This window comes from Streptomyces sp. TLI_171, from assembly GCF_003610255.1.
Lineage (GTDB): Bacteria > Actinomycetota > Actinomycetes > Streptomycetales > Streptomycetaceae > Kitasatospora.
Genome location: NZ_RAPS01000001.1, coordinates 7,649,146 through 7,674,495 on the forward strand (window position 1 = coordinate 7,649,146; position 25,350 = coordinate 7,674,495).

Genomic DNA, 25,350 nt, shown 5'->3' on the forward strand with positions numbered 1-25,350 from the left:
TCCCAATTGAGCGTGTTCAGAAGACACTTGACGGGCCGTCGGAACCGGCCCCCGGCTCCTCCCCGACGCCCTGCGGGCGCACTCAGCCGGCGGCGCGCCTGAGCTCCGCCAGGTAGGCGTACACCTCGGGGAGCTTGGGGTGCTGCGGGCCGCCGACCCGCACCAGGTCCGCGACCAGCCGTTCGGTCGCCGCGATCGCCTCGGCGGCCCGCCCGGCCTGGTCGTAGCCGGAGATGAGGGAGATCAGGGCGTCCAGGGTCCCCGGGTCGTCGGGGCCCCGGCTGTGTTCGCGCGCGGCGAGGGACGCCTTCAGGTACGGCAGCGCCGCCTCCGGGCGACCCGCCTCCAGGTGAGCGATCGCCAGGTTGTGGTACCGGTAGGACACCTCGTCGCTGTCCGCCCCGTGGACCTGCTCGAAGCCGCGGACGGCCCGTTCGTAGCAGGCGACGGCGCCGTCCAGGTCGCCGGCGTCGTGGAGCAGGTGGGCCAGGTTGTCCACCCAGATGTACGTGCTCAGGTGATCCGGGCCCCAGAAGCGCTCCTTGTCGGCGAGGATCTCCCGGCACAGCGCGGTGGCCTCGGGCAGCCGGCCCGCCTCGTGATGGGCGGCGAACAGCTTCTGCTTCCGGGCGGCCAGCCGTTCGTCGCCCGCCGGCAGCAGCCGCCTGCTGCCCGCCACGGTCTCCGCCAGCAGGGCGGTCGCCCGGTCGGCGTCACCCACCGCCGCGTACGCGTCCGACAGCTTCTCGCGGCGGTCGAGGATCAGCTCCTCGTCCCGGTCGGGGCCGAGTTCGCTGCCCTCCAGGGCCCGCTGCAGGTACGGCAGGGCCTCGGTCGGGCGCCCCGCCGACAGGTGGGCGCGGCCGATCCCGTCCAGGGTCAGCAGGGTGTCACGGGCGTACGGGCCCAGCGTGGCCGTCTGATGGTCCAGGTTGACCAGGAACAGCGGGATCGCCCGGTCCTGCATGGCGGTGTCCCCGGGCGGGGCGGCGGCCGACCAGACGCACAGGAAGAAGGCGTAGTTGTGACGCAGCCCCAGCACCTCGGGGTGGCCCGCGCCGAGCCTCCGCTGCGCGTCGAGCAGCTCGTCGCGCATGCGCAGGGTGGAGTCCGGACGGAGCAGCATCGGCTCCTCGTCGTCCTCGCCCAGCCGGAGGTCGAGCGGGTCATCCCGGCCGCCGGACTCCGGCGGCGGGTCCGGTGGCCGCTCCGAGTGGCCCGGGGCCTCGGTCGGCGCCGGACCTCCGGGGGTCGGCGGGTTGCCCTCGGCGCGTTTCCTGCGGAACATGCGTGGTCACTCTCCCTGCCGCGGTGACGGTCCGTCGGGGAACGCCAAGTCCCTTACCAGCTGCAGCATTTCGCGGATCGCGGCGGACGGGGACCGCCCCCGGTCGAGGTGGGCCGCGAGCAGCTCCCGGTCGGCCGAGGTGAGCGAGGCGACCGGCCTGCCGGCGAACGAGAGCGGGTCGCCGAGGTCGTGCACGGCCGAACCGTGGACCACGTACCGGCCGCCGGGCGGGGCCGCCGGCAGGCGCGGCGGGTCCCCGCGCGCCGCCGTCGCGAGCGGGCGCGGCGCCGGCACCGGGTCCAGGCCGACCGCGTCGTGGAAATGCGTCGTCGCCCCGCCGCGGGCCCGGCCGCCGACGACCCGCCATCCGGGGACGGCGATCAACTCCTCCAGCGGCGGCCCGACCTGCCAGGCGGTCAGCTCCGAGCGGTCGGACTCCTGCTGGAACAGGTAGACGCCGCCGGTCGACGCGGCGGTGACGAACTCCTCCGGGGACAGGAACACCGCGGACTCCACCGCGCCGTGCTGCTCGGGCAGCGGCCGCCAGCCGCCGGCCCACAGCGGCTCCAGCACCGCATCGGCGAGCAGCACACGATGCCGGTCGGCCAACAGGAGTCGCTCGCCGGACGGATCGACGGCCTGGACGGTGATGCGCCGCAGACCGAGGCGGCCGTCCAGGTCGACCTGCCGCGGCCGGCCGTCGTGCGGGCCGACCAGGGCAGCCGAGGTGCCCCGCAGCTGTACCACGAACACGCGCGACGTGGCGAAGATCCGCGCCCCGTCGAGGGCCCGGCCGGACGCGAGGACCTCCGCCCCCGACGGGCCGTAGCGGACCAGTTCGGGCTCCGCCCAGTACGGCGTCGGGCGCACGGCGAGGACCGCGTCGGCGCCGAGGCAGGCCACGGCACCGGTCCCGCCGGGGTGGTCGGCGGACCAGAGCACCGAGCGGGAGCGGAGGTCGTACACGTCGATGCGGGTCGCGGGCCCGCCGTGGGCGCGCGCCTTGCCGGGCCGCTGCACCACCCGGGCCATCACCGGGAACCGCCCCGGCCCGCCGGGGGCGAAGGACAGCAGGTTGGCCGCCGACGGACCGTCAGGTCCGCGGCCCCCGCGGTCGGGCAGCCGCCACACCGCCGCGCGGGCGGCGGCGCGGGCCGTGCGCTCGGCGGCCGGCGGCCGGTGGCGGCGCGAGGTGAGCCGGGCGACCAGACCGCGAGGGTCCTCGGGCGGCGCCCAGTGCTCGGGCGGGTGGCGGTGGGCGATCCGCAGCGCGTCGGTGACGGGGACCGCCCGCATGAGGCCCCAGAGCCCCGCCGGATCGGCGGCCCGGACCAGCTGCTCGGCGGCGGCGTCGATCTCCGCCGGCGATCCCCAGGCCAGCCGGTCGGCGGCGCGCCGCTCCCGCAGGTAGCACAGCGCCGCACCGACGGCCCGGCGTTCGGCTTCGGCGGCGTCCCCGCCGTCGGCGCCCTCCGGGAGGCGGGCGAGGCGCTCCCGGCGCAGGGCGAGGCCCTCCTCGACGAGCGCGGTGGCCTCGGCGTGCCGCTCCAGCGCGGCCAGCCTGCCCGCGGCCTCGTCCAGCCGGGCGGCCAGCCGGTCCCGGAACCGGGCTTCCACTTCGGCGAGTTGGCGGTAGAGGCGGATGTACTTCAGCAGCGCGTCGACGGACTCGGCGTGCCGCCCGGCGTCCCACAGGTGCAGGCTCTGCGTGTGCAGGCCGTCGGCGAGCTCCTCGCCACGGCCGGCCGGGTCGAGCCCTGCCAGCCGGGTCAGGAACTCGACCGACCGGCCGATGCCGTCCGCGGCCTCCGCCGAACGCCCGGACTCGGCCAGCAGGTAGCCGTTCACCATCTCCAACTGGTTGATGTCCGTGGCCATCGCCAGGTACCGCAGCGGGTCGCGGTCCAGGACCTCCCCGAGGAGCCGTTGCGCCTCGGCCACGGACGCGCGGGCGGCCGCCTCGGCCCCGGTCCGCCGGAGCGCGAAGGCCAGCCGGGTGTGCGCCTGGGCCAGGGAGCCGAGGACCGCGCCGTCCGGCGGATCCTGCTCCAGCAGGCCGATGGCCTCGCGGAGAAGTTCGACCCGGCGTTCGGCGGCGATCTCCCCGATGAAGAGGCCGCCCAGGTTGAGGAGGGCCTCGGCTCGGGCGGGCCGGTGCACCGGATCCTGCCGGGCCGCCTCCCGGGTGAGCCGGACGACCTCCTCCATGAGCTCCAGCGCGTCGCGCCGGCGGTCCGTCCTGAGGTGGGCGGCGACCAGGTCCGTCAGGAGCCGGGCCCGCTCCGCGGGGTCGGTGGCCGCTTCGAGGCGATGGCCGGCGAGGCGCGCCGCCAGGACGGCGGCGCCGCTCGCCACCCGTACGTCGCGCGCGGGCAGCAGCGGCTCGACGGCCTCCAGGACGTCGAGGTCCACCGGGTCGAGGGTGGCGAGCGCGGCCAGGACGGCACTGCCGCCCCGGACGGCCAGGGCCGGGTCGCGGCGCAGCAGCGGGAAGAGGACGGCGGGGCCGACGTGCGGCCAGCGTTCGGCGGCGGCGATCAGGAAGGTGAGGGCGCGCGGGGTCCAGGGCGGGGCGGCGCCAGCGTCGCGCTGGAGGATGCGGGTGGCGCCGGTGACCGACCACAGGTCGGTCGGGTATCCGCTGACGGGGCTCCCGGGGAGGGTGAGGGCGAGGAAGTCCTCGGCGAGCCGGTCGGGGAGCAGCGGTTCGAGCACGTGGGCGCCCGCCGGGTCGGTGGGCGGGTAGTGCACGGCGTGCGCGGTCAGCGCGCGGTCGGCCGGGATCCGCAGCAGGAGGCGGTCCAGCAGCGGGCGGGCGGCGTCGCGGCGCAGCGGGCCGGTGAGGACGGCGGTGAAGACGGTGCGGGCGAGGTCCAGGCCGCGGCGGTGCTCGGCGGCGGCGTCCGCGACCCGGGCGCCCGGGTCGCCCCGGTCGCGCGCGTCGGGGCGGCGCCAGTTCTCGTGCTCGCGGTCGAGCAGGTAGGCGGTCATCCCGGCGAGGTCCCCGGGTGGTTCCCGGCCGGCGGCGCGGGCGTCGACGGCGGTGAGCGCGGCCATGTGGACGGCGAGGGTCAGCCCGAAGTCCGGGCGGGCGAGGTCCCGGTGGGGCGGGCGGACGGCTTCGAGGGCGCCCGGGTCCGGGTAGTGGGCGGCGAAGCCCCGGCGGGCGGCCTCGAACATCCGGGCGCGTTCCCCCCGCCGGCCGGAGTCGGCCAGCGGAGGGAGCGGCTGGTCGGAGAGATCGGTGGGGACCCGCCGGCGGGCGAGCTGCGCGCGCAGGGCCGGCCAGGGCCGCACCGAGCGGGCGATGAGCAGGACCCGCGCCGGGACTTCGCCGTTCAGGAGACCGTTGTGGAAGAGCCAGGCAAGATGGGCGTCCGGCCAGCGGTCGGCGTAGTCGACGAGGATCAGCACCCCGGCGCGGCGGTCGGTGCGCAGGTCCTGGCTGCCCTCGGCGGGCGGGTGGGTGTCGGTGCCGTGCACGGCGTCCACGACGAGCCAGCCGGCGGCGGCGCACTCGGCGGCGAACCGGGCCGCGAGGCGGGACTTGCCGGCGCCGCCCGGTCCGTGCAGCCACCGCACGGCCGTCCGCCCGGGCTGGTCGCGCCAGGCGCGGAGCCGGTCCAACTCCGCCGCGCGGCCGGTGAACTCCACGATCTCGCTGCGGGCGTCGAGCATCCGACTGGGCTGGGCGCGCAGCCACGCGGAGTCCCGCCGCAGGGCGGCGGCGCGGGGGAGGTCGCGGGCGTACAGCAGGTAGACGGGCGTGCCGTCGCCGAAGACGTGGATGTCGGCGCCGACCGCACCGTAGGCGAAGCCGGCGACGGCGCGCACCTGCTGGTGGACCTCGTCGGGGAGGTCCACGGTCAGCCGGTTCCGCCCGCGCCGTCCTCGTCCGCGGGCGGCGGTACCTGTCCCTCGGGCGCCTGGTGGTAGTGCAGGCTGCCGCCCTGCACGGCGAACACGGTGCCGTGGTCGCGGGCGGTGTTCGACTGCGTCCACACCTGGCGTCCGGCGGGCAGGCCGTCCTGCACGCGGGCGACGAGGTCCCGCAACTCGTCCTCGGAGTCCGGGTGTTCCTCCAGCAGCAGGAGCAGTCGCCGCCGCCACACCGGCAGCAGGTCGGCGCGGATCCCGTCCGCGTCGGCCGGCTCGGCGCGGGCGATCAGCACGGCGTCCTCGTCGAGCTGCGCACCGATCGCCTCCCCGCGGGCCTCGCCGCCCCGCCCGAAGAGCCGGACGACCCCGCCGCGCGCGCCCTGCCACAGGTCGGTGGCCATGGCTCCGATCAGCGCGCTGGCCCCCGCGCCGGCGAGCGCCGTCAGTGACTCCGCCAACATCCGTCCTCCCGACTCCGGTCCGGCAGGCAGGCCCGGGAGGCCCAACTCCGCCCGTCCCGAACCAGGTTAGCCGGGTCCGAGCCGGTCGTGGCGGTGAACGGGGTCACCGCTGGTGGAGGTCGTGAGCAAGCGGGGGTCGTTCGGTGGCGGTGCCGGTGACGGCGCGTCGGTCACCGGGACGGCTCGGCCAGGTAGCGGGCCAGGCACTCGGTGACCAGCAGGTGGTCGTCCAACTGCGGCAGGCCGGAGACGGTGACCGTGCCCACCATTCCCGTCCCGCACACCAGCAGCGGGAAGGACCCGCCGTGCGCGGCGTAGCGCGCCGGGTCGAGGTCGAACTCCCGCCCCCTGGCGCGGTAGCGCTCACCCACCAGGTACGAGGCCTCGCCGAACCGCCGTACCACCGCGGCCTTGCGGCTGATCCAGTCGTCGTTGTCCGCGCTCGTGCCCGGCAGCGCCGCATGGAAGACCTGCTGTTCGCCGTGCCGAAGGTCGACCGTCACCGCGAGACGGCGTTCCCGGGCCACCTCGACGATCAGCGACCCCAACCGCCAGGCGTCCGTCAGGTCGACCGAAGGCAGCTGCAACTCCCGGTGCTGGCGCTCCAGTTCCTCGATGGTGACGCTCACAGCTCCACCGCCTGTCCGGTCCGGGCGGAGCGCTGCGCCGCCTCCAGCACACGCAGTGCCGCCACCGCGTCGGCCGCCTCGACCGGGACCGGCCCCAGGCCGCGCAGGGCGCGTGCGAGGCCCGCGTAGTAGTCCTGGTAGCTGCCGGGCAGGGTCGCCACCGGCTCGACCACCTCGCCGGCCCGGAACGAGCCCCAGTGCTCGGGTGCGCAGACGCCCCACTCCGGATCCGCGGGCGTCCCGCCCTCGCGCAGCGCGTCCTCCTGACCGTCCAGCCCGTGCACCACGTACGCGCCCGCCGAGCCCAGCACCCGGAACCGGGGCCCGAGGTCGCCCGCCGTCGCGCTCATCCACAGGTGCGAACGGGTGCCGTCGGCGTGGGTGAGCGCGAGGAAGCTGTCGTCGTCGGTCTGCGCGCCGTCCCGGCGCACGTCCACCTCCGCGTACACCCGGACCGCCGGGCCGAACAGCACCAGCGCCTGGTCGACCAGGTGCGCGCCGAGATCGTAGAGCACGCCGCCGACCTCCGCCGGGTCGGCCAACTCGCGCCAGCCGCCCTTGAGTTCGGGCCGCCACCGTTCGAACCGCGACTCGAAGCGGTTGACCCGGCCCAGCCGGCCCGAGGCGACCAGCTGCTGAACGGTGCGGAAGTCGCCGTCCCAGCGGCGGTTCTGGAAGACGCTGAACAGCAGCCCCCGCTCCCGCGCCAGCTCGGCCAGCTGCTCGCCCTCGGCGGCGGTGCCGGCCAGCGGCTTGTCCACCACCACCGGCAGCCCGGCCCGCAGGGCGGCCGTGGCCAGCGGGACGTGCGTGCGGTTGGGGGAGGCGACCACCACCAGGTCCAGGCCCAGCTCCGGCGCCGCCGCCAGCAGGGCGTCGGCGTCCGCGAACAGTGCCGCCTGCGGATGGCGCTCGGCCACCTGCTCGCGGCGGACGGGGTCGGAGGTCACGACGGCCGCGAGGCGCAGGCCCGGCGTGGTGCTGATCAGGGGCGCGTGGAAGACCGCACCGGCGATGCCGTAGCCGATGAGTCCCACGTTGAGCTGCTGGGAGTCCATGGAACAAGTTAAACAACAGCGTGTAGTAACCCGCAAGCTCGCATAATCGACAGGTGACCTCCTACCCCGGCCCCCGCGACCTCCCGCCCGGCTCGCCGGACGCTCCCGGCACTCCCGGTGTTTCCGGCGCGTCCGGCTCCGGTCGTGGCGCGCTCAACCTCGCGCTGCTCCGCGACCGGAACGACGCCGCCGTGCTGCGCGCCGTCCGCTCCGCCGCCGAGAACGGGACCAGCCGGGTCGAACTGGCCAACCGCACCGGGCTCACCGCGCAGGCCATCAGCAAGATCACCGCACGGCTGCTCGCCGAAGGACTCCTCACCGAAGCCGGCCGCGAACGCGTCGCCGGACAGACCGGCAAGCCCCGGACCCTGCTGCGCCTCGTCCCGCAGGCCCGCGTGGCGCTCGGCGCCGAGCTGGGCCGCCACGAACTGCGCCTGATCCAGGTCGACCTCACCGGCGCCGTCACCGCGCAGACCCGCACACCGATCGACCCGGACGGCGAACCCGGCCCGGTCCTCGACCGGCTCGCCGCGCAGGTCCGCGAACTGACGGCCCGGCACGGCGCCGACCGGGTCCTCGGCCTCGGCCTCGCCTGCCCCGGCCCGCTCGACACCCGGGACGGCATCCTCCACCAGGTCACCGGCATGCCCCGCTGGCACGGCCTGCCCCTGCGCGACGCCGTCCAGGCCCGCACCGACCTCCCGGTGCTGGTCGAGAAGAACACCACCGCCGCCGTCCTCAGCCGCCTCGGGCCCGAGAACCGCGCCTTCGTCTACCTCGGCGACGGCGTCGGCGCCGGCCTGGTCCTCGGCGGCCGCGTCCAGCGCGGAGCCCGCACCAACGCCGGCGAGTTCGGCCACCAGTGCCTCGACCCCGCCGGCCCGCGGTGCGCCTGCGGCGCGCGCGGCTGCCTGGAAGCGATCTGCCTCGCCGCCCTCCGCGCCGGGCGCACCGCCGAAGCCGCCACGGCCCTCGCCCTCGGCGTCACCAACCTGGTCCGCCTCCTCGACGTGGAGGAGATCACCCTCGGCGGCCCCACCCTGCTCGCCGACCCGACCCCGTACGAGACCGCCATCCGCACCGAACTCGCCACCCGCCTGCCCGACCCCGCCTGGCAGCCCGTCACCCTCACCCGCGCCACCCCGCTCGCGATCCCCCAGGGCGCCGCCGCCCTCGCCCTCGGACGGCTCTTCGACTGATCGGAGAGGGCCGGCGGGCCGGGTGGGGCGTCCGCCGGAGCGTCGGCGTGCGGCTGCTCGGGCGTCAGGCCAGCCAGGTGACCGGGGAGACCTGGCGGAGGTGGAGGAGCACGTCGAAAGCCTCGGGGAGGGAGGCGACGGCCAGGTGTTCGGCGGCGTCGCGTTCGGGGGTGTAGATGCCGCTGATGACGCGGGCCTTCGCCGGTCCGTCCCAGTGGCGGCGCACGTCCTCCCGGCGCAGGTCCAGCCAGCGGGCGGGCAGGTTCGTCGCGCCGAGCCGCGCGTCGACCAGGTCCGCGGCCGGCGCCGGGACGACCGCCACGCCGAGGTCGCCGTGGTGGAAGCCGACCGCCACGGACACGTACCGCGCGCCGTAGCGGGCGCGCAGCACGCTGCCGACGGTGGGCCGGGTGCCGCGCCCCGAGGCCACGCCCAGCGTTGCCCCGGCCGCGGAGGTGTGGGCGATGCCGTCCCAGTAGACGGTGCGCTGTCCGGTGCGGTCGTGGTGGTCGGCAATGGCCTCCGCCCACGCCTCGGCCTCGCCCGCGTAGCTGCCGCGGCCGGCGACGCTGCGCTCGTGGAACTCCACGATCAGCCGCATCCGTTCGGCCACCTCCGCCGCGCCGGGCACCGGCTCCAGCAACGCGCGCGCGTCGCGGGCGTGTTCGGCGAACGGCCGGCCCGGGTGGACGCCGCGGGCGCGCTGGACGTGCTCGTCGAGCTGGTGGGCGGTGCGGATCGGGTCCAGGTGGGCCGCCAGCGAGGCGAGCCGCTCCGGCGCCGCCACCCGCACGTGCTCCAGGACGGCGTCGTAGTCGGCGGGCCCCGCCTGGACCGGCTTCACCCCGAAGATCCGGACCGGGTCCGCCGGATGCTCCCGGTTGAACGCCCGGATCCACTCCAGGGAGTCGGCCATCTCGGCGGTGCGCCACGGCCGCCAGGCACCGGCCAGCGCGGACTCGGCGGTCCCGTCGCCACCGCGGACGAGGGCGTCGAGGGCTGCGCCGACGTCCGCCGTGTCCTGCAGGGCCAGCGCACGGAAGCCGTGGTCCCGGACCAGCCGGCGGAACAGCTGATCCCGCGCCACGAAGGTCTCGCGGGCGAAGCGGGTGGACTCCCCGGTACCGACGATCTCGGCCCCGGCGGCCAGGTCCCCGGCGATCTCGTCGAGCACTGCGGCAGCGAACCGACTATCGGTCAAATTTGTCGTGGCGTGGGCGAAGTGACGGTCTTCAGCGGTGTTGTTCGGCATGTCGATCAGTCTGTGACTTGAAGCCGACTTGAAGTCAAGCGGTCCTTCGGGGTGCCCGGGAAGCCGGTGCGGCGCAGGGTCAACAGCAACGGCCCGCCGCCTCGGTGGCGGTGAAGTCACCCGCCGCGAAGGCCTTCGCCGGGACGGTGAAGTACAGCGATCCTGCGTCGCCCCAGCCCCATCCGAGTTCGGTGTCCTCGGCGAGCTGGAGCAGGTGGACCGCGGGCCCGTCGGCGTCCCGGGTGGTCACCGCGGTCGCGTAGGAGGTGTCGGGCCAGCCGAAGGCAGCGTGCTGCCCAGCGGTGTTCCCGTCAAAGTCGTCCAGCGCGTTGAGGATCAGCGACGGCGCACCCCAGTGCACGTCCCGGTCGAACTCGAAGTCGTCGTCCTCGACGTCCCAGGCGTCCGGCAGCATGAACGACCCGGCCGCGTGGACGGGCCGCGACGGGTACCTCCTCGCCGGCCGGGGCGCGACCGTCGCGACCGCCCGCGCGGAGTCGGCGGCAACCACCCGGTACATCCGGGGGCTGGACGTGTCGAGTCGCCGGTACTCCTCGTACGGGACGTCCGGATCGAGCTGGAAGAAGTTCAACAGCCCGGGCCGGGTGGGAAGTTCACTGCCGAGCCAGTCGGCGAGGGCGTCGGTGTCGAGGACGGCGAGCAGGGACAGCGGCATGCCGTCGAGCTCGGGCCACGCCGTGCCCGGTTCGAGCAGCGCCGGGCCACCGAGCCGACACCTCCCGGAGGCGGGCACGTCAGCGGTGGACGGCACCAGGCGAAAACCGCGGCGGGCCATCGCCGCGAACCGGGGCCCGGCACTCTCCCCGAGCCGTTCGACGCAGAGGCGGTGCATGGTGGCGGGGTCGTCGAATTCCATGCGCGCATCCTTCCAACCCCCCGGCCGCAGCCGAGCTCGGGCCCCGGGCAGGCCAGCTGACGGAGCGTCGCCCGCTCCACGGCGGTGCGAGCGCTTACCCGCCGGTTCCGGCCTCGCCGGCCGCGCGGCCCCGTTCGGGGTCAGTGGTGGGAGGCCTGCTCGATGTCGCGTACGACCGTGGGGTCCGGGGTGGGGTTGCGCTCGGTGCGGCGCTGGGCGGCCCAGTCGCGCATGCGTTGGACGGCTTCCGGGTTGCTGGCGGCGGCGGTGTCCAGCACGGTGGTCGCGCCGTCGCCCAGGTCGATCACCTGGTGCTCCATCGTGCCGGTGGCGACGATGGACAGGACCGCGAGGAGCTCGTCCTTCAGCTCGCCGGTGAGGTACTTCCGGTCGGCGTCCGCGATGTCGATGACGTGGTCGGCGCCCGGGGCGGCGAGGGAGGCGACCGCACCGGTCAGGAGCCGGCCCAGCACGCGGAACTCCTCGGGGTCCATCCGGGTGGCCAGGGTGTCGAGGTACAGGCGGACCCGGTCGGCCCGGGTGGGTTCGTCGTCCATCCGGCCATCCTGCCAGCCGTCCGGGACGGCACGGCGAGCCGGGGCCGGACAGCGGATGCCCGGCCGCTGTACGGCTGCTGCGGAGCCACGCATCGGCGGCCGGGACCCCGCCGCGGGTCCCACGGTGCGACGGCGGGGACACCGCTCCCGTGGGAGTGGTGGGAGGTCTCGACGCTCGGGGTGAACGCGATCCGCCCGCCCGACGGCACCGTCACCGTGGGGCCGCTGGCACCCCTCGCACGGCGCCCGGCTGGTCCGGGCGAGGGCCCGTGGCTGCTGGCACCGGACAGCGAGCAGCGGATCAAGCGCCGATCCGCACCGCAGCTCGCGGACGCCGGTGGCGGCGCCAGGACGAAGCCTTCAGGCGGCGCACAGATCTGAGGCTGCAGCTGGTTCGATCATGCCGCGCGATCAAAGGCTCGATGCCCGCTTCCACTCCGAGGGCCCGGACATGCGAGCCGTCCGCGGCGCAGTCGCCCGGGCCCAACGGTTCCGCGCGGCGGAGCTCGGCTGGCAGGGCGGCGCGGCCGTCGCCCCGGCGCAGCCCACGGTCTCCACCGGGACGTCGCGCCGGGCAACTCGGTCCGCAGCACGAACAGAACTCCGGCGAGCGCCGCCCGGTCGGGAGCACACGGCCGCCAGGGATGTCGGCGGGGTGCGCGGCACGATCCTACGGATCGGGCCTGGTGCCCGTCGTCGACGGCGGCACGGGTGGAACGGAGCCCCGCAGCGCGTTGCCCGCTGCTGCGGGGGTATGAGGGCGGCTGAGGCGAGAGGTTGAGCTGACGGGACGTCAGGTGGGCCCGGGGCCGTAGCGGGGTTCAACCCGGTGCGGGATGAGCGGCGGCCGTCCGGCGACCTAGGTTCTGTGGTGTCCCCGACAGACCACGAACCTTCCGGAGCGATCATGCGTCTGCTCAACTCCCGTGCGACCACCCTGCTGGCCACCGCCGCGGCGGCCCTGCTCCTCGGCGGTCTGACCGCCGCGCCCGCCTCGGCCAGCAACAGCTACAACGGCGCCGCCTACATCAACGGCAGTGGGGACGCGGTCGACGACCTCTACGACGAGGGCGTGCTGTCCACCACTCAGAACGCGCGGTCGAACGCCACCTGCTTCTGGCAGATGATCCTGTGGGCCAACGACATGGGCGTCTTCAAGGACCACAAGGAGCGCGTGGACGGCGTCTTCGGATCGGACACGGCCGCCGCCACGCGGCAGTTCCAGAGCGCCTACGGCCTGAACGCCGACGGCGCCGTCGGCAAGGCCACCTTCAAGGCCGCCGAGGACGGCGACAAGGGCATGTTCCCCTCGTACGGCAGCACCCCCACCACGTACGCGGGCACCACCCACTCGTTCTGGGTCACCCGCGACAGCAGCGGCCACTACCACTTCAAGGACCGCACGGGCGCGGACCGCGCGGCCGGCTACGACTACCTCACCTGCGCCTGACCCGCCGACCGGCGCGGTCCCGGCCCGGAAGCTGACGAGGAGTCGGCTCCGGGCCGGGACCGGTTCAGGCGGTGCGGGCGGTGATGTCGCCCATGGCGGTGGTGGCGTGGATGGTGACGGCGGGGGTGTCGTCGGTGTTGCGCAGGGCGTTGTGGATGCGGCCGAGTGCGGTGCCGGCGTCGAGGGAGGCGGAGGTGCCGCGGGCGACGCCGACGGTGATGGACCCGGACTGGGTGGTGAGGCGGAGGGCGCCGCGGGTGGCTTCGGTGACGGTGAGGTCGCCGCGCGTGGTGGTGAGGTCGGCGGGGCCGGTGAGGCGGCCGATCTCGATGCTGCCGTCCTGGAGGGTGAGGGTGGCGCCGGCGGCTTCGTCGAGCTTGACGGTGCCGCGGGCGGTGTCGAGGGTGACCTCGCCGAGGCGTCCGACGCCGCGGAGTTCGGTGTCGGCGGTCTTGGCCTCGACGCGGGAGCCGAGGGGGAGTTGGACGGTGACTTCGAGGGCGCCGGGGTGGCCGAGGATGCGGTTCTTCGGCGGGGCGGTGGCGATGCGCAGGACGCCGTCGGTGAAGGTGACCTCGGTCTGTTCGGCGGTCTGGACGTCGCGGCTCTTGTTGGGGTTGGCGGGGCGGACCTCGACGACGGCGTCGGTGCGGTCGGCGGCGATCAGCCGGATGTGGCCGGCGGGGATGTCGAGGACGGTGGTGACGGCGGTGGTGGTGGCGAACTTCGGCACGGTGTGCTCCTTGGCTGTTTCTTGCCCGCTGCGTTTCTGACGATGGAAACGCTACGTTGCGTTCAGGGAAGTGGCAACGGCCTTGTTGCACCGGACATACATATGCGCAGGTGGGAGCCGATAAATCGTTGCAATGGTTCTGAAACTAACGCAACGTCAGGGGTGTGGCCGTTGCAATGGAATGCCGGTGAACGCTCTCTGCCCGTTCCCGGGGCCGACCTGGCGGGCGCTAGTTTGTCCGTGGACGCAGGTTTCGCCGAGCAGGAGGTCCCCATGTCGCACCGCCCCGTAGCCGGATGGTCGCCGCGCCGCGGATGCGCCGAGGTCACCCGATGAGGGCCGTGCTGGTGACCGGCGGTTCGCGCGGCATCGGCCGGGCCGTGGCCCTGGAGTTCGCCCGCGGCGGAGACCGGGTCGGGGTGCAGTACGCGGCCAACCGCGCCGACGCCGAGGAGACCCTGCGTCAACTGCCCGGCGAGGGCCACGTCCTGTTGCAGGCCGAGCTCGGCGAGCCGGACGCCGCTGAACGGCTGGTCTCCCGGGCGGTCGCCGAGCTCGGTGCGGTGGACGTCCTGGTCAACAACGCCGCGGTGGCGCCGACCGAGGCCAACCGCCACCTCGTCGCCGACACGCCCCTCGCGGAGTGGCAGCGGGTGTGGCGGCGCATGGTCGACGTGAACCTGCTGGCCCCGGCCGACCTGTGCTGGGCCGTCGCCCACCACCTGATCGGCCGCGCCGCGGGAGGCGCGATCGTCAACGTCGGCTCCCGCGGCGCGTTCCGGGGCGAGCCGGACTTCCCCGCTTACGGAACGACCAAGGCCGCCCTGCACGCACTCGGCCAGTCCCTGGCCGTCGCGCTGGCGCCGCACGGCATCGCGGTCACCTCGGTCGCCCCCGGGTTCGTGGCGACCGAGCGCCAGGCGGCGAAGCTGACCGGAGCGGAAGGCGAACGCCTGCGCGCGCAGAGCCCGTTCGGCAGGGTCGGCACGCCGGAGGAGATCGCCGCCGCCGTGCACTTCCTGGCGTCGCCCGCCGCGATCTGGGCCTCGGGCACCGTCGTGGACCTCAACGGCGCGTCCCACCTGAGGATCTGACCGCGGTCCACTGGGCGCGGCAGCGCCGCCGGGGGCACGGTGCGTGCGGCCCCCGGCGGCGTGCCGGCGGAACAGGGCTGTGCGGTCAGGACCGCCGGGTCAGGGCTGTGCGGTCAGGGCTGTGCGGTCAGGCGGAAGCTCTGGGCGGCCGAGTTGTCGCAGGTGCGCTGGACGAGTTGGACGGAGTTGGTCGCCGCGGTGGTGGCGACGGTGAGGCACTTGCCGCTGTGGCGGGCGACGAAGTGCTGGGCGCCGTTGGCCTCCGCGACCGGGCGCCACTGCTGGTTGGCGCCGCCGCCGTAGGCCCACAGCTGGAGCGGTGCGTTGTCGGCGGTCGAGACCCCGGTGACGTCGACGACCTGGTCGGGGTTGTTGCGGGCGGCCAGTCGCACGTATCCGCTGTCGGTGGCGGTGAGGCGGAAGTGCTGGGCCGTGGTGCCGTTGCAGGAGTACTGCTGGATCGCGGTGCCGTTGGCGGTGGCGGCGGCGCGGGCGTCCACGCACAGCCCGTTGGCCTGCGAGGTGAGGCTGTACCAGGGGTCGGAGGTGGCCGGGGCGTTGCCCAGCCACTTCAGCGCGTCGACCAGCATCCGGTTCTGGGTGGCGGAGGCGAAGGTGGAGGACGTGCGGGTGTTGGTGCTGTAGTTCATGGCGTTGTGGCCGAAGTTGGCGTACAGCATGCGGTACTGCGTGTTGGTCCAGATGATCGGGTAGTCGCCGCTGTACCAGGCCTGGTCGGGGTCACTGCCGAGCGGGAACGAAGCCGGGTCCACGGAGGCCAGGACCTTGATCGACGGGTTGGCCCGCAGGTTGTTCGACCAGGCGTACCACTCGCTGACCGCGGAGGTCCAGGTCGCCGGCAGCGAGGCCGCGGCGGGGTGGGTGCCGTTCTCGGTGCGCAGCAGCGCGGTGGTGGGACCCCAGGTGTTGGAGCGGAAGTTCCCGCTGCCGAGGAACTGGTTGTAGTACCAGTCCCAGCTCGAGGCGTCGGTGGTGAACGCCGAGACGTGGAAGCCGAGCCAGGCGCCGCCGCCGCGCATGTACCGCTCGAAGCCGGCGCGCTGGGCGCTGGTCTGCGGGGCGTCGTCGAGGAACAGGACGACGTCGTAGGCATCGACGCCACCGTTGGCGAGCAGGTCCCAGTTGGTGGTGGCGGTGTAGGTGAAGTTGTTCGCCGCCGCGGTCTTCGGGAACCAGTCGTTGGCTTCCTTGTCGAAGTCGATGTGGGCGGCGTCCCAGGTGCCGCTGTAGAACGCGATCACCCGGAAGTCGGGGGCGGCGGCTGCGGCGTGGGAAGCGGGGGCGGTGGTGCCGAGCAGGAGCGCGATCACGGCCAGAGCACTGGTCAGCACGCGTTTCAGGGCGGTGGTGGCGGCGGGGCGCAGCGGCAGGCGTCCGCTGCCCCGGCGGGGGCCAGGGAGCATGGGGGATCCTCTCGACAGGCGGGACTCTCGGCGGTGGGCGCGGAGCGGCGAGGGCCGAGCGTGGTGGCGCGCCGGGTTCGAGGCCCGTGGGCCTCGCTCGTCCGAGCCGGGAACCTAAAGGTCTGAACCAGACCCGTCAAGAGCCCGCGCATTCGGCTCTTGAAGGCTCAAGTCGCCGAGACCGCTTGATCTTTGACGATACGTCGGTTTCGGTTCGAAGTCTTGACGGTGGGGTCGGCCGGGCGGTTGACTCGGTCCCGTCCCTCCGGAACCGGTTCCGGGCCGGGTCGCCAACGGGTGGGGAAGGTCTTGCCGGATGCCGGTCACGATCTCTGACGTCGCACGTCAGGCGGGGGTCAGCAAGACCACTGTGTCGCGGGTGCTGAACGCCGGCGCGGACGTCGACGCGGCGACCGCCGCCCGCGTTCGAGAAGTGATCGCTGCGCTCGGCTATGTGCCGCGCCTCGGCGCGGTCCAGCTGGCCCGGGGCAGGAGTCGGACCGTCGCGATGTTCGCCCCTTCGGTCACCTGGCCGTGGATGGGCGAGGTCCTCCAGGGCGTCGCCGACACCGTCGAGGCGGCCGGCTACGCGCTGATGCTCTTCACCTCCGGCGGGGGTCCCGCCTCGATGGCGCACTTCACGGCGCAGGTCTCGGCCCGGGTCTGCGACGGTCTGCTGGCGATCGTGCCCGAGCGCTGCCTGCCCGCCGTGGCGGAGCTGGCCCGGCGCGGCACGCCTGTCGTCCTGATCGACGACCACGGCCACCGTCGGCCCGCCCTGCCCTCCGTCGGGACCACCAACCGGGCCGGCGGCGCCCAGGCCGGTGCCCACCTGCGCGCCGTGGGCCGCAGCCGGCCGCTGGTGATCACCGGTCCGCCGCGGTTCGGCTGCGTGGGGCAGCGGTTGGAGGGCTTCCGGGAGCAGCTCCCGCCCACCCTGGTGCTGGAGGGCGAGTTCACCGAACGCACCGGACGCGACGCCGTCGAGCACGCCCTCGCGCAGGGGGTGGACTTCGACGCGGTCTTCGCGCACAACGACCAGATCGCGGCCGGCGCCCTGCGCGCGCTGCGGGCCGCCGGTCGCACCGTCCCCGACGATGTCGCCGTCGTCGGCTTCGACGACCTGCCGATGGCCCGGAGCACCGACCCGGCGCTCACCACGGTGCGTCAGCCGATGCGGGAGATGGGCGGTGCGGCCGCCAGCCTGCTGCTGGCCGGGCTCGGCGGCACACCGCTGCCGGACGGCTCCCTCGTCATCCCCACCGACCTGGTGGTCCGCGACTCGGCCTGAGCCCGCCGAACTCCACCGCCCTCGGGCCCGCAGCTCCCGCGGTGGCCGGGCCGGTCCGTTCGAACAACGGCCGCCGGGTTACCCGTCGCCGTCCCCGTCCCCTGCGGCGTCGGCGAACCCGTCGGCTCCGGTGTCGGCGTCGGTGTCCGGTTCGTGGTCCTCCGCGGTCCGGTCGCCGGGGCCGGGCGCCTCGGGCCCCGGCGGCAGTTCGGCGCCTGGGTCCGGATCGTCCTTGGCCGACGGCTTGTTCGCCTGGTGGGGTGCCACGGGTTCCTCCTTGGGTGCGGGATGCGTCCTCCCTCCATCACCTCTCGTGGCGGGGTGTCCGGCAAGCCGGACCGGGCCGGCCGGCCTCTCGGGGCGGGTGGGGATCGGGTGTTGACCGAGCAGCAATCAGCCGATCGCGCCGAATTCATCTGCTGAGGTCTACCCGTGTAGCGCCCTGAAGGAGTGTCATGGACGCGTTCTCGGCGGGCCCCGCCGAGCCCTGTGTCCCGGGAGGCACCATGCGTTCGATCACTCGGATACCGGCCGCGGCCGGTTCGGCCGTGGCGCTGGCGTTCAGCGGTCTCATCCTCGGCCTCGGCGCCGGCACCGCGCACGCCAGCACCTGCTCGCAGGCCTACCTGCCGCTGCCCGACCCGAGTTGCACGCCCGGCGTGTACAACCCGGACGTCACCCAGTCGACGATCCACTCCACCATCTGCGTCTCCGGCTGGACGGCGACCGTCCGCCCGCCCACGTCCTACACCAACCCGCTCAAGGTCCAGGGCATCGCCGACTACGGCTACTCGAACACCTCCACCTCCGCTTACGAGGAGGACCACTTCATCCCGCTGGAGCTCGGCGGCTCCCCGCGCGACCCCAGGAACCTCTGGCCGGAGCCGTACTCGGGCACCAAGACCGCCACCACCAAGGACGGCGTCGAGACCAAGCTGAAGAACGCCGTCTGCGACGGCCGGATCACCCTGTCCGCCGCGCGCGCCGCCATCAAGAACAACTGGACCACGGCCCTCAGCGTCACCGGCATCGGCTGACCGCCTCCCCGGCCGACCGGCAGGCCGGAGGGCGTCGGACCGGGCGGATCGTGACCGGGGCGTGCGGTAACCGCACCGCGCGCCCCGGCGCCGCACACCGGATCTTTCCAAGCGGATGGGAGATCATTAGGGTGTGCGGCTGTGACCGAACATGAGTCCAGCGACGCCCTGTGGGAAGAGTTCGTTCGCGAATTCGAGAAGAACAACGCCCAGCACGAGCCCAGCGCGGCCGAGCGGGCCCGGCCGCCCAAACCGCGTCGCCGGTCGCGGTCCTGGGTGGTCCCGCTCATGGTCGGACTGGTCGTGGCCGCCGGTGTGGCGGGGTACCGGCTCCAGCAGCCGTCGAAGCCCGCGGCACCCGCCGCCGCGCGGCCGGTGGCCTCCGCCTCCGCGTCCCCTTCCGCCGCCGACGGTTCGGCCGTGCCGTCCGACGGACCGTCGTCGAAGGCGGCCGCCGCCGGTGCGACCGCCACCCAGGCCGTGCCGCTGTCGGTCTTCCCGCAACAGGTCAAGGGCTACACGCTGGTGGCGGCCGTGACGAACGCGGACTGCACCGGAGCGGACACCGTGGGACCGATCCTGGCCGGGAAGATCACCCAGAGCGGCGGCTGCCTCGGCGTCGACCTGGCGCTCTACAGGGATGCCGACGGCAACCAGTACAACCTGGCGCTGTTCACCATGAAGGACCCGATGGACGCCATGCACCTGGTGACGTTCCTCGCCGCCGACCCGATGGACTACGAGGTCGTCGTGCAACTCCCGCCGAAGGACTCGGGCCTGCGCGAACTGCCCGCCGACAGCGGCATGGTGCAGGACTTCACCAGCTACGGGCAGGGGATGCTCGTGGGCATGGCCCAGTGGTCCGACGGCCGGACCGCCGACTTCAATGCGCTCGTCGACCGGCTCAGCCCCCTCACCAAGGCCGTCATCACGCGCGTCCCCGTCTGAGGCGTCCCCTTGCGGAGCGAGCGGGCCGGGAAAAGACCTTCAGTTCGCGCGGTCCATGGACCATGATCGCCGGCATGGAGATCCTTCGGCACGTCTTCCTGGTGTTCCACCTGTTCGGCTTCGCCGCACTGCTGGGCGGCGTCTTCTATCAACTGCGGGGCAAGGACCCCGTGACGGGCAGTTACATGGTGACCAGCGCGGTCGTCCAACTGGTCACCGGCGCCGGCCTCATCTGGACGCGCACAGCGCAGGACCTGCCGGTGTCGTACCCCAAGATGGGCGTGAAGCTGGCGCTCGACGTCCTGGTCGCGGTGACCGCCCTGATCGGTATGCGCAACAAGCAGCAGTGGGCCTTCTTCGCGGTGGCGACGTTCACGGCGGCCGCGGCCGTGGTGGCCGTCGCATGGACGTAGCGGCGGCCCTGACCGGCACGTCGATCCGGCGCCGTGCGGCCGGGGAGGCCGCCACCCCGTGGTGCGGGTGGCGGCCTCCTGCCGGTGACGGCCCCTGACCGGGCGTCAGCCCTTGAAAGCGGTGGTGCCGTTCGGGGTGCCCAGGCCGGTGGGACCGTCGTAGCCGGTGCCGGCCTTGCACAGGTAGGCGGGGGAGCAGGAGCCGTTGGAGCCGGTGGTCACGTCGAACAGCGAGGTGGTGTGGGCGTAGGGGAACGACGCCGGGCTGGAGCCGGCACTCGGGGTGCCGGCCAGCGCATAGACGCCGGCGATGATCGGGGCGGAGGCGCTGGTCCCGCCGTAGACGGCCCAGCCGCTGCCGCCGTAGGTCTGGTAGACCGCGACGCCGGTGGCCGGGTCGGCGACCGCGGAGACGTCCGCGATGGTGCGCTTGGTGCAGCCGGTGTCCTTCTGCCAGGTCGGCTTGGCGTCGTACTTGGAGCAGCCGGAGCCGGTGCCCTCGGTGGAGTTGGTGAGCCAGACGCTCTCGGACCAGCCGCGGGTGCTGGAGTCCTTCTTGAGCGCGGTGCCGCCGACCGCGGTCACGTACTTGGAGGCCGCCGGGTACTGGGCGCCGTACGCGGAGTCGCCGGAGGAGACGGTGATGGCGACGCCGGGGTGGTTGAAGTAGGAGCTGTCGTACGAGGTGTCGGCGGAGGACTCGGAGCCGCCGTAGCTGTTGGAGACGAACTTGGCGCCGAGGCTGACCGCGGTGTTCACCGAGGTGCCGAGGTTGGCCATGGTGGCGCTGCTGGCCTCCACCAGGATGATCTTGGCGTTGGGGGCGACCGCCGAGACCATGTCGAGGTCGAGCGAGATCTCGCCCGCCCACCCGGAGTTGTTCGCCGGCAGCGAGGAACCGCCGGTCTGGTTCACCTGCTTGAAGCAGCCGCTGGCCTTCGTGCAGGCCGGCAGCCCGTACTGGGCCCGGTAAGTGGCCATGTCCGACTCGGCGTTCGGGTCGTTGTAGGCGTCCACGATCGCGATGGTCATCCCGGCGCCCCCGTTGGCCGCCAGTTTGTACGCGCTGCGCAGATCGGCCGGGCCGAGGCCGGACGGGGTCAGGTTCGGGGTGACGCCGAGCGGCTGCACGGCCTCCACCGTGCTGGTCACGCGCAGCGCGTGGCAGGCCATGGTGTCGCCCTTGGCGAGCGTGTCGCACGCCCTGACCCAGGACGTGCCGTCCTTGGAGTGGACCTCCGGCGCGGTCGCCGCGCCGGCCGGTCCGGCGGTGGCGAAGGCGGAGAGGGCGAGGGCGGCGGCGCCCGTGACGGCGAGGCCCGTCCGGCGGGCGGCGGCGGAAATGCGCATGGGGGATTGCCTCCTGTGGCTGGGGTGACCGGAAGCGTGCACGCCTCGCCGTGCGGGCGGATGGGTGTCCGGGCGCACGGCGGGGCAGGCTCGGCGGCGAGGATGGGGCCGCCGCCGGGCCGGGTGAGTCCGCGGAGCCCGAGGACTGGCGTTCGACGCTAGCCGGGCATGCACATGCCCGGCTAGCGTCGAACGCGGATCCGAACCAGCCCTTTACCCCGCACCGCTGACCCTTGGTCAGCCGTCGCCGATTCGGCTGGGGAGTGTTTGCCTCCGCTTGCCGGTCCCCGGCGCTGACGGGCGGTCACGCCGCTGCGGGGGTCCGCCGATCGGTGGCAAAGCGGAGGCAAAGTACGATCGGTGCGCTCGCGACCCCGAACTCTGTGAGGAGAGACCCCGGATGGTGTTCAAGCGGCTTCTCGGCGCCCTGGGCGTCGGCGGACCCACCGTCGACACGGTGCTGTCCACCCCGACCGTCCACCCCGGCGGCACCGTGCACGGCCAGGTCAACCTGGTCGGCGGCGACCGCGACGCCGAGATCAACGGCATCACGCTCTGCCTGGCCGCCCGGGTCGAGGTCGAGTACGAGGACAGCGAGGGCCACACCACCAAGGAGTTCGCCCGCGTCCAGGTCTCCGGCCCGCTCCGGCTGGCCGCGGGCGAGCAGCGTGCCGTCCCGTTCGCCTTCCCCGTCCCGTGGGAGACGCCGCTGACCGCGATCGGCGGCCACCACCTCGCGGGCATGGTGCTGGGCGTCCGCACCGACGTCGACATCGCCGGCCAGCTGGACCGCGGCGACACCGACCCGCTCGCGGTGCAGCCGCTCCCGGTGCAGCAGCGGGTGCTCGAAGCGCTGGGCGCACTCGGCTTCCACTTCCACCGGGCCGACCTGGAGGCCGGCCGGATCCACGGCACCGGCCAGACGCTGCCCTTCTACCAGGAGATCGAGTACAAGGCGGCGCCGCAGTTCGCCCACCGCTGCAACGAGATCGAGCTGTCCTTCGTCACCGACCCGCACCGGGTCGAGGTGGTCCTGGAGTTCGACAAGCGCGGCATGTTCCGCAGCGGCGACTCGGTCCGCACCTTCGTCCTCGACCACGCGGCCGGCCAGCACGACCTGACCGGCACGGTGGACGGCTGGATCCGCAGCGTGCTCGGCCACTGAGCCGTGCTGCCCGGGCGCGAACCGGCCGGCCCGCCCGGCCGGGAGGATCGTCCGGCTGACGGCCGCACGGTCAGTGGCGGGCCGTCAGGTGGGCGGCGGCCGTTCGCCAGGCCGCGGTCACGGCGGCGCGGGCCTGGCGGGTGGCCGTCTCCACGTCGCCGTCGAGCGTCACGGGCGCCCCGATGTGGACGTGGACCGCAGGCCGGCGGAGGGGGGCGGTGACCAGGCCCGCGAGTTGTTTGGCGGTGGACCCCGAGCTGATGCGGCGGGCGCCGGACTGGCCGAGCGGGACGACCGGCGCGCCGTCGGCCGCGAGCCGGGCCAGTCCGGTGCGGAAGGGGCCGGGCGCGCTGTCGGCGGCGTCCACCCGGCGGGGGAGTCGGCCCTCGGGGTAGATGACGACCACCCGACCGGCGGCCAGGGCGGCGGCCGCGTCCTCCAGCGCCCGGGCGGCCCGTTCGGTCCCGCGGTGCACCGGGATGTGGCCCTCGCGGACCAGCGCGCCGCGCAGCAGAGGGATCCGCCAGAGCCCGGCGGTCGCCAGGACGACCGGCTCGACGCCCAGGCGGCGGACGGCGGCGAGCACCACGCCCGGGTCGACCAGCGAGGAGTGGTTGGGCGCGACGATGCTGCCCGGGGCCAGGACCGCGGACTCGTCCGTGGTCACGGTGAGCCGTCCGAGAACCGGGACGACGGTGCGGGCGACGGCGCTCAGCATCAGGGGCCTTCAGGGGTCGGTGTCGGGTGCCGCGCAGTCGGCCGGACGCAACGGCCCGGGGCGGCACGCCCATGGTGGCGGCAGGGCGGGACGCCCGTCCTGAGTCCGGGTACTCATTCCGCCCGCACCGCCGGGCCCGCCGACGGGTGGTCAGCGGTCGCCGGAGGCTGAGCCTGACGAGGCCTGGAGGCGGAGGCCGGTGAGCGTCAGATCGAGCGCGGCGAGGAACTGCAGCCGGTCGTCGTGGCCGTCGAACTCGTCGACCACGTCGTGCAGGAAGGGGTATTCCTCGGCGTCGAGCGAGCGCCAGGTCTCGGCGAAGCGGCCGAGGAACTCCTCGCGTTCCACCGTGCCGTCGATCACCGCCTGGGGCGGCTCCTGGCCGAGGTCGGCGGCGCTGCTGACCACCACGCCGACGACCGCCGTCACGGCGTGGAACCGCTGCAGCGGGGTGAGCGGGAGCCGCAGGGTCCGGCGGCCGAGTTCCTCGTAGAGCCGCAGGGAGTTGCCGGGGGCGTCGATGTTGCGCATGAAGCGCGAACCCAGCCACGGGCGGTCCACGACCGCGTCGAACAGCGTGGTGGCCATCATGCGCAGCTCCTCGATCGGGTCGCCGCTGCCGGACTGCTCCTCGATCGTGGCCAGCACCCCGGCGAGCACGTGGTCGACGGCGCGGTCGAGCAGGTCGTCCCGGCCGGAGACGTACCAGTAGATGCTGCCGACGCCGGTGCCGAGCCGGGCGGCCAGGGCGCGGAGGGTCAGGGCCGGTTCGCCCGCCTCGTCGAGCAGGGCCACGGCCGCGGTGAGGACGGTCTCGATGGAGTGCGAGGCCCGCTGACGTTCCCGGGACGGGCGGTCGGCGGGGCGCGATCGAGGACGTGTCATGGCCGACATCCAATCACAATTGCAAGATTATCGAACCTTGTTCTAGTCTAGAACGCAGTTCGATAACGTGCCCACACCGTCCCGAGAGGAGGCCGCCATGACCGCCACCGCTCCCGCACCCGCGGCCCAGCGCACCTATCCGTCCCTGCGCGCCGCGTGGATACCCCTGGCCGCGCTCTGCCTGGCCTTCTTCGTCGAGATGGTCGACAACACGCTGCTGTCGATCGCCCTGCCCACGATCGGCCGCGACCTCGGCAGCGGCACCACCGCACTGCAGTGGGTCACCGGCGCGTACTCGCTGACCTTCGGCGGCCTGCTGCTGACCGCCGGCTCGATGGCCGACCGGCTCGGCCGCCGGCGCGTCCTGCTGGTCGGACTCGCCGTGTTCGGCCTGCTCAGCCTGTGCGTCGTCGCCGTCACCGGCGCGGGCCAGCTCATCGCCCTGCGGGCCGGCCTCGGCATCGCCGCCGCGGCCATGGCCCCCATCACCAACTCGCTGGTCTTCCGGCTCTTCGACGACGCGGCGCTGCGGATGCGGGCGATGACCGTGATGATCGTCGTCGGCATGTCCGGCTTCGTCCTCGGCCCGCTGCTCGGCGGCACCGCGCTGGCCCACGTGAAGTGGCAGTGGCTGCTGCTCGTCAACGCCCCGATCGCCCTGATCGCGGCCATCGGCGTGCGCCTCGGCGTCCCCGCCGACCGGCCGGAGGACCTCACCCGCGACCGGCTCGACCTGCCCGGCGCCGTACTGAGCGTCGCCGCCATCGGCCTCGCCTGCTACTCGCTGACCAGCGGCGTCGACCACGGCTGGCTCTCCGCCGCCACGATCGCGTCCGTCCTCGGCGCCGTCGCCGCGGGCATCGCGTTCGTGCGGCACGAGCGGCGCACCCCCTCACCCATGCTCGACCTGAAGCTCTTCTCCAGCGGCACCGTCCGCGGCGCCGCCATCGCCCAGATCGGCACGGCCATCGCGATGGCCGCCGTGATGTTCGGCCTGATCCTGCACTTCCAGTACGCCTACGGCTGGAGCCCGGTCCGGGCCGGCCTCGCCAACCTGCCGATCATCGTCACCATGCTCGCCGCGACCCCGCTGTCCGAGGGGCTCGCCAAGCGCTTCGGCCACCGCGTCGCCTGCCTGGTCGGCGCGGCCTGCCTGTCCGGCTCGCTGGCCGGCCTCGCCTGGGGCGTCTCCCACGGGTACGCCGCGATCGCCGTCTGCATGGTCGTCATGACCATCGGCCTGCGCACCGTCATGACCATCTGCGCCGTCGCCCTGGTCGAGGCGATGCCCGGCAACCGCACCTCGATCGGCACCGCCCTCAACGACACCGCGCAGGAGGTCGGCAGCAGCGTCGGCACCGCCGTCGTCGGCACCCTGTTCGCCGCCCTGGTCACCACCCGACTGCCCGGCGGCACCTGGGACACCGGCCTCGTGACGTCGTTCTTCCACGGCGAGCGGATCACCTACGCCGTGCTGGCCGTGATCGTCGGCCTGGTCACGGCCGGCGGCGCGCTCACCCTCACCGACTCGCACAGCACCGAGGAGCACCCGGCCGAGGAAGAGCTCGTCGAAGCACTCGGCTGATCCTCCGTCACGGACCGGACCGCCCCGCTGGGACCTCCCCGTCCCACCGGGGCGTTC

General features: G+C 74.1%; 23 protein-coding genes. 9 read left to right on the forward strand and 14 right to left on the reverse strand.

What is annotated here, in order from left to right:
• Positions 1 to 82: 82 nt before the first annotated feature.
• From BX266_RS34180 to BX266_RS34200, 5 genes are all read right to left on the reverse strand, one after another.
• On the reverse strand, positions 83 to 1,288 hold the full coding sequence (locus BX266_RS34180) for a tetratricopeptide repeat protein (RefSeq protein WP_099906346.1): 1,206 nt from the start codon (positions 1,286 to 1,288) through the stop codon (positions 83 to 85).
• A gap of 6 nt (positions 1,289 to 1,294) precedes the next feature.
• Positions 1,295 to 5,152, reverse strand: a complete 3,858-nt coding sequence (locus BX266_RS34185) for a hypothetical protein (protein WP_099906348.1) — start codon at positions 5,150 to 5,152, stop codon at positions 1,295 to 1,297.
• Positions 5,153 to 5,154: 2 nt separating this feature from the next.
• Complete coding sequence (locus BX266_RS34190) at positions 5,155 to 5,628, reverse strand: hypothetical protein (protein WP_099906350.1); 474 nt, start codon at positions 5,626 to 5,628, stop codon at positions 5,155 to 5,157.
• Positions 5,629 to 5,798: 170 nt separating this feature from the next.
• Positions 5,799 to 6,257, reverse strand: a complete 459-nt coding sequence (locus BX266_RS34195) for a heme-degrading domain-containing protein (protein WP_099906352.1) — start codon at positions 6,255 to 6,257, stop codon at positions 5,799 to 5,801.
• Positions 6,254 to 7,315, reverse strand: coding sequence for a Gfo/Idh/MocA family oxidoreductase (locus tag BX266_RS34200; RefSeq protein ID WP_099906354.1), 1,062 nt, complete (start codon positions 7,313 to 7,315; stop codon positions 6,254 to 6,256). Before BX266_RS34200 ends, BX266_RS34195 begins: the two co-directional genes overlap by 4 nt.
• Before the next feature lie 53 nt (positions 7,316 to 7,368).
• Here BX266_RS34200 and BX266_RS34205 point away from each other — a divergent pair, with 53 nt between their 5' ends.
• The gene (locus BX266_RS34205) at positions 7,369 to 8,514 is read left to right on the forward strand and encodes an ROK family transcriptional regulator (RefSeq protein WP_099906356.1); all 1,146 of its coding nucleotides are present in this window, start codon (positions 7,369 to 7,371) and stop codon (positions 8,512 to 8,514) included.
• A 64-nt stretch (positions 8,515 to 8,578) separates the two neighbouring features.
• On the opposite strand, the gene BX266_RS34210 is transcribed toward BX266_RS34205, so the two are convergent.
• From BX266_RS34210 to BX266_RS34220, 3 genes are all read right to left on the reverse strand, one after another.
• Positions 8,579 to 9,688, reverse strand: coding sequence for an erythromycin esterase family protein (locus BX266_RS34210; RefSeq protein WP_259464991.1), 1,110 nt, complete (start codon positions 9,686 to 9,688; stop codon positions 8,579 to 8,581).
• A gap of 157 nt (positions 9,689 to 9,845) precedes the next feature.
• Complete coding sequence (locus tag BX266_RS34215; protein WP_099906360.1) at positions 9,846 to 10,643, reverse strand: DUF1963 domain-containing protein; 798 nt, start codon at positions 10,641 to 10,643, stop codon at positions 9,846 to 9,848.
• 140 nt (positions 10,644 to 10,783) lie between these two features.
• Positions 10,784 to 11,200 (reverse strand): hypothetical protein, encoded by a 417-nt coding sequence (locus tag BX266_RS34220; protein ID WP_099906362.1) that lies wholly within the window; start codon positions 11,198 to 11,200, stop codon positions 10,784 to 10,786.
• A gap of 907 nt (positions 11,201 to 12,107) precedes the next feature.
• Here BX266_RS34220 and BX266_RS34225 point away from each other — a divergent pair.
• Positions 12,108 to 12,650, forward strand: coding sequence for a peptidoglycan-binding protein (locus BX266_RS34225; protein WP_099906364.1), 543 nt, complete (start codon positions 12,108 to 12,110; stop codon positions 12,648 to 12,650).
• A 64-nt stretch (positions 12,651 to 12,714) separates the two neighbouring features.
• Here the strand turns inward: BX266_RS34225 and BX266_RS34230 are convergent, their stop codons facing one another.
• A complete protein-coding gene (locus BX266_RS34230; protein WP_099906366.1) occupies positions 12,715 to 13,383 on the reverse strand; it encodes a DUF4097 family beta strand repeat-containing protein in 669 nt (222 codons plus the stop codon).
• A 332-nt stretch (positions 13,384 to 13,715) separates the two neighbouring features.
• Here BX266_RS34230 and BX266_RS34235 point away from each other — a divergent pair, with 332 nt between their 5' ends.
• Positions 13,716 to 14,477 (forward strand): SDR family NAD(P)-dependent oxidoreductase, encoded by a 762-nt coding sequence (locus tag BX266_RS34235; protein WP_099908614.1) that lies wholly within the window; start codon positions 13,716 to 13,718, stop codon positions 14,475 to 14,477.
• A gap of 113 nt (positions 14,478 to 14,590) precedes the next feature.
• Here the strand turns inward: BX266_RS34235 and BX266_RS34240 are convergent, their stop codons facing one another.
• Entirely contained in the window at positions 14,591 to 15,901 is a 1,311-nt protein-coding gene (locus tag BX266_RS34240) for a ThuA domain-containing protein (RefSeq protein ID WP_099906368.1), read from the reverse strand.
• 316 nt (positions 15,902 to 16,217) lie between these two features.
• On the opposite strand from BX266_RS34240, the gene BX266_RS34245 reads away from it, so the two are divergent.
• Entirely contained in the window at positions 16,218 to 17,192 is a 975-nt protein-coding gene (locus BX266_RS34245) for a LacI family DNA-binding transcriptional regulator (protein ID WP_099906370.1), read from the forward strand.
• Between the two features lie 78 nt (positions 17,193 to 17,270).
• Here the strand turns inward: BX266_RS34245 and BX266_RS34250 are convergent, their stop codons facing one another.
• The gene (locus tag BX266_RS34250) at positions 17,271 to 17,459 is read right to left on the reverse strand and encodes a hypothetical protein (RefSeq protein ID WP_099906372.1); all 189 of its coding nucleotides are present in this window, start codon (positions 17,457 to 17,459) and stop codon (positions 17,271 to 17,273) included.
• A 239-nt stretch (positions 17,460 to 17,698) separates the two neighbouring features.
• Here BX266_RS34250 and BX266_RS34255 point away from each other — a divergent pair, with 239 nt between their 5' ends.
• From BX266_RS34255 to BX266_RS34265, 3 genes are all read left to right on the forward strand, one after another.
• Entirely contained in the window at positions 17,699 to 18,229 is a 531-nt protein-coding gene (locus BX266_RS34255; protein WP_099908616.1) for a hypothetical protein, read from the forward strand.
• Between the two features lie 141 nt (positions 18,230 to 18,370).
• Positions 18,371 to 19,177: a hypothetical protein gene (locus BX266_RS34260; protein WP_099906374.1), complete on the forward strand. Its 807-nt coding sequence runs from the start codon at positions 18,371 to 18,373 to the stop codon at positions 19,175 to 19,177.
• A gap of 74 nt (positions 19,178 to 19,251) precedes the next feature.
• Positions 19,252 to 19,590 carry a hypothetical protein gene (locus tag BX266_RS34265; RefSeq protein WP_099908618.1) on the forward strand — a complete coding sequence of 113 codons (339 nt, stop codon included), beginning with the start codon at positions 19,252 to 19,254 and terminating at the stop codon, positions 19,588 to 19,590.
• Between the two features lie 105 nt (positions 19,591 to 19,695).
• Here BX266_RS34265 and BX266_RS34270 read toward each other — a convergent pair whose 3' ends face one another.
• Positions 19,696 to 20,940 (reverse strand): S53 family peptidase, encoded by a 1,245-nt coding sequence (locus BX266_RS34270; protein ID WP_099906376.1) that lies wholly within the window; start codon positions 20,938 to 20,940, stop codon positions 19,696 to 19,698.
• 400 nt (positions 20,941 to 21,340) lie between these two features.
• Between BX266_RS34270 and BX266_RS34275 the strand changes: the two genes are divergently transcribed.
• Positions 21,341 to 22,105: a sporulation protein gene (locus BX266_RS34275; RefSeq protein WP_099906378.1), complete on the forward strand. Its 765-nt coding sequence runs from the start codon at positions 21,341 to 21,343 to the stop codon at positions 22,103 to 22,105.
• Between the two features lie 70 nt (positions 22,106 to 22,175).
• On the opposite strand, the gene BX266_RS34280 is transcribed toward BX266_RS34275, so the two are convergent.
• Together BX266_RS34280 and BX266_RS34285 are read right to left on the reverse strand one after the other, a co-directional pair.
• A complete protein-coding gene (locus BX266_RS34280) occupies positions 22,176 to 22,823 on the reverse strand; it encodes a 1-acyl-sn-glycerol-3-phosphate acyltransferase (protein WP_099906380.1) in 648 nt (215 codons plus the stop codon).
• A gap of 150 nt (positions 22,824 to 22,973) precedes the next feature.
• Positions 22,974 to 23,642 (reverse strand): TetR/AcrR family transcriptional regulator, encoded by a 669-nt coding sequence (locus BX266_RS34285; RefSeq protein ID WP_099908620.1) that lies wholly within the window; start codon positions 23,640 to 23,642, stop codon positions 22,974 to 22,976.
• A gap of 163 nt (positions 23,643 to 23,805) precedes the next feature.
• Here BX266_RS34285 and BX266_RS34290 point away from each other — a divergent pair, with 163 nt between their 5' ends.
• Positions 23,806 to 25,293 carry an MFS transporter gene (locus tag BX266_RS34290; protein WP_099906382.1) on the forward strand — a complete coding sequence of 496 codons (1,488 nt, stop codon included), beginning with the start codon at positions 23,806 to 23,808 and terminating at the stop codon, positions 25,291 to 25,293.
• The last annotated feature ends 57 nt before the right edge of the window (positions 25,294 to 25,350 follow it).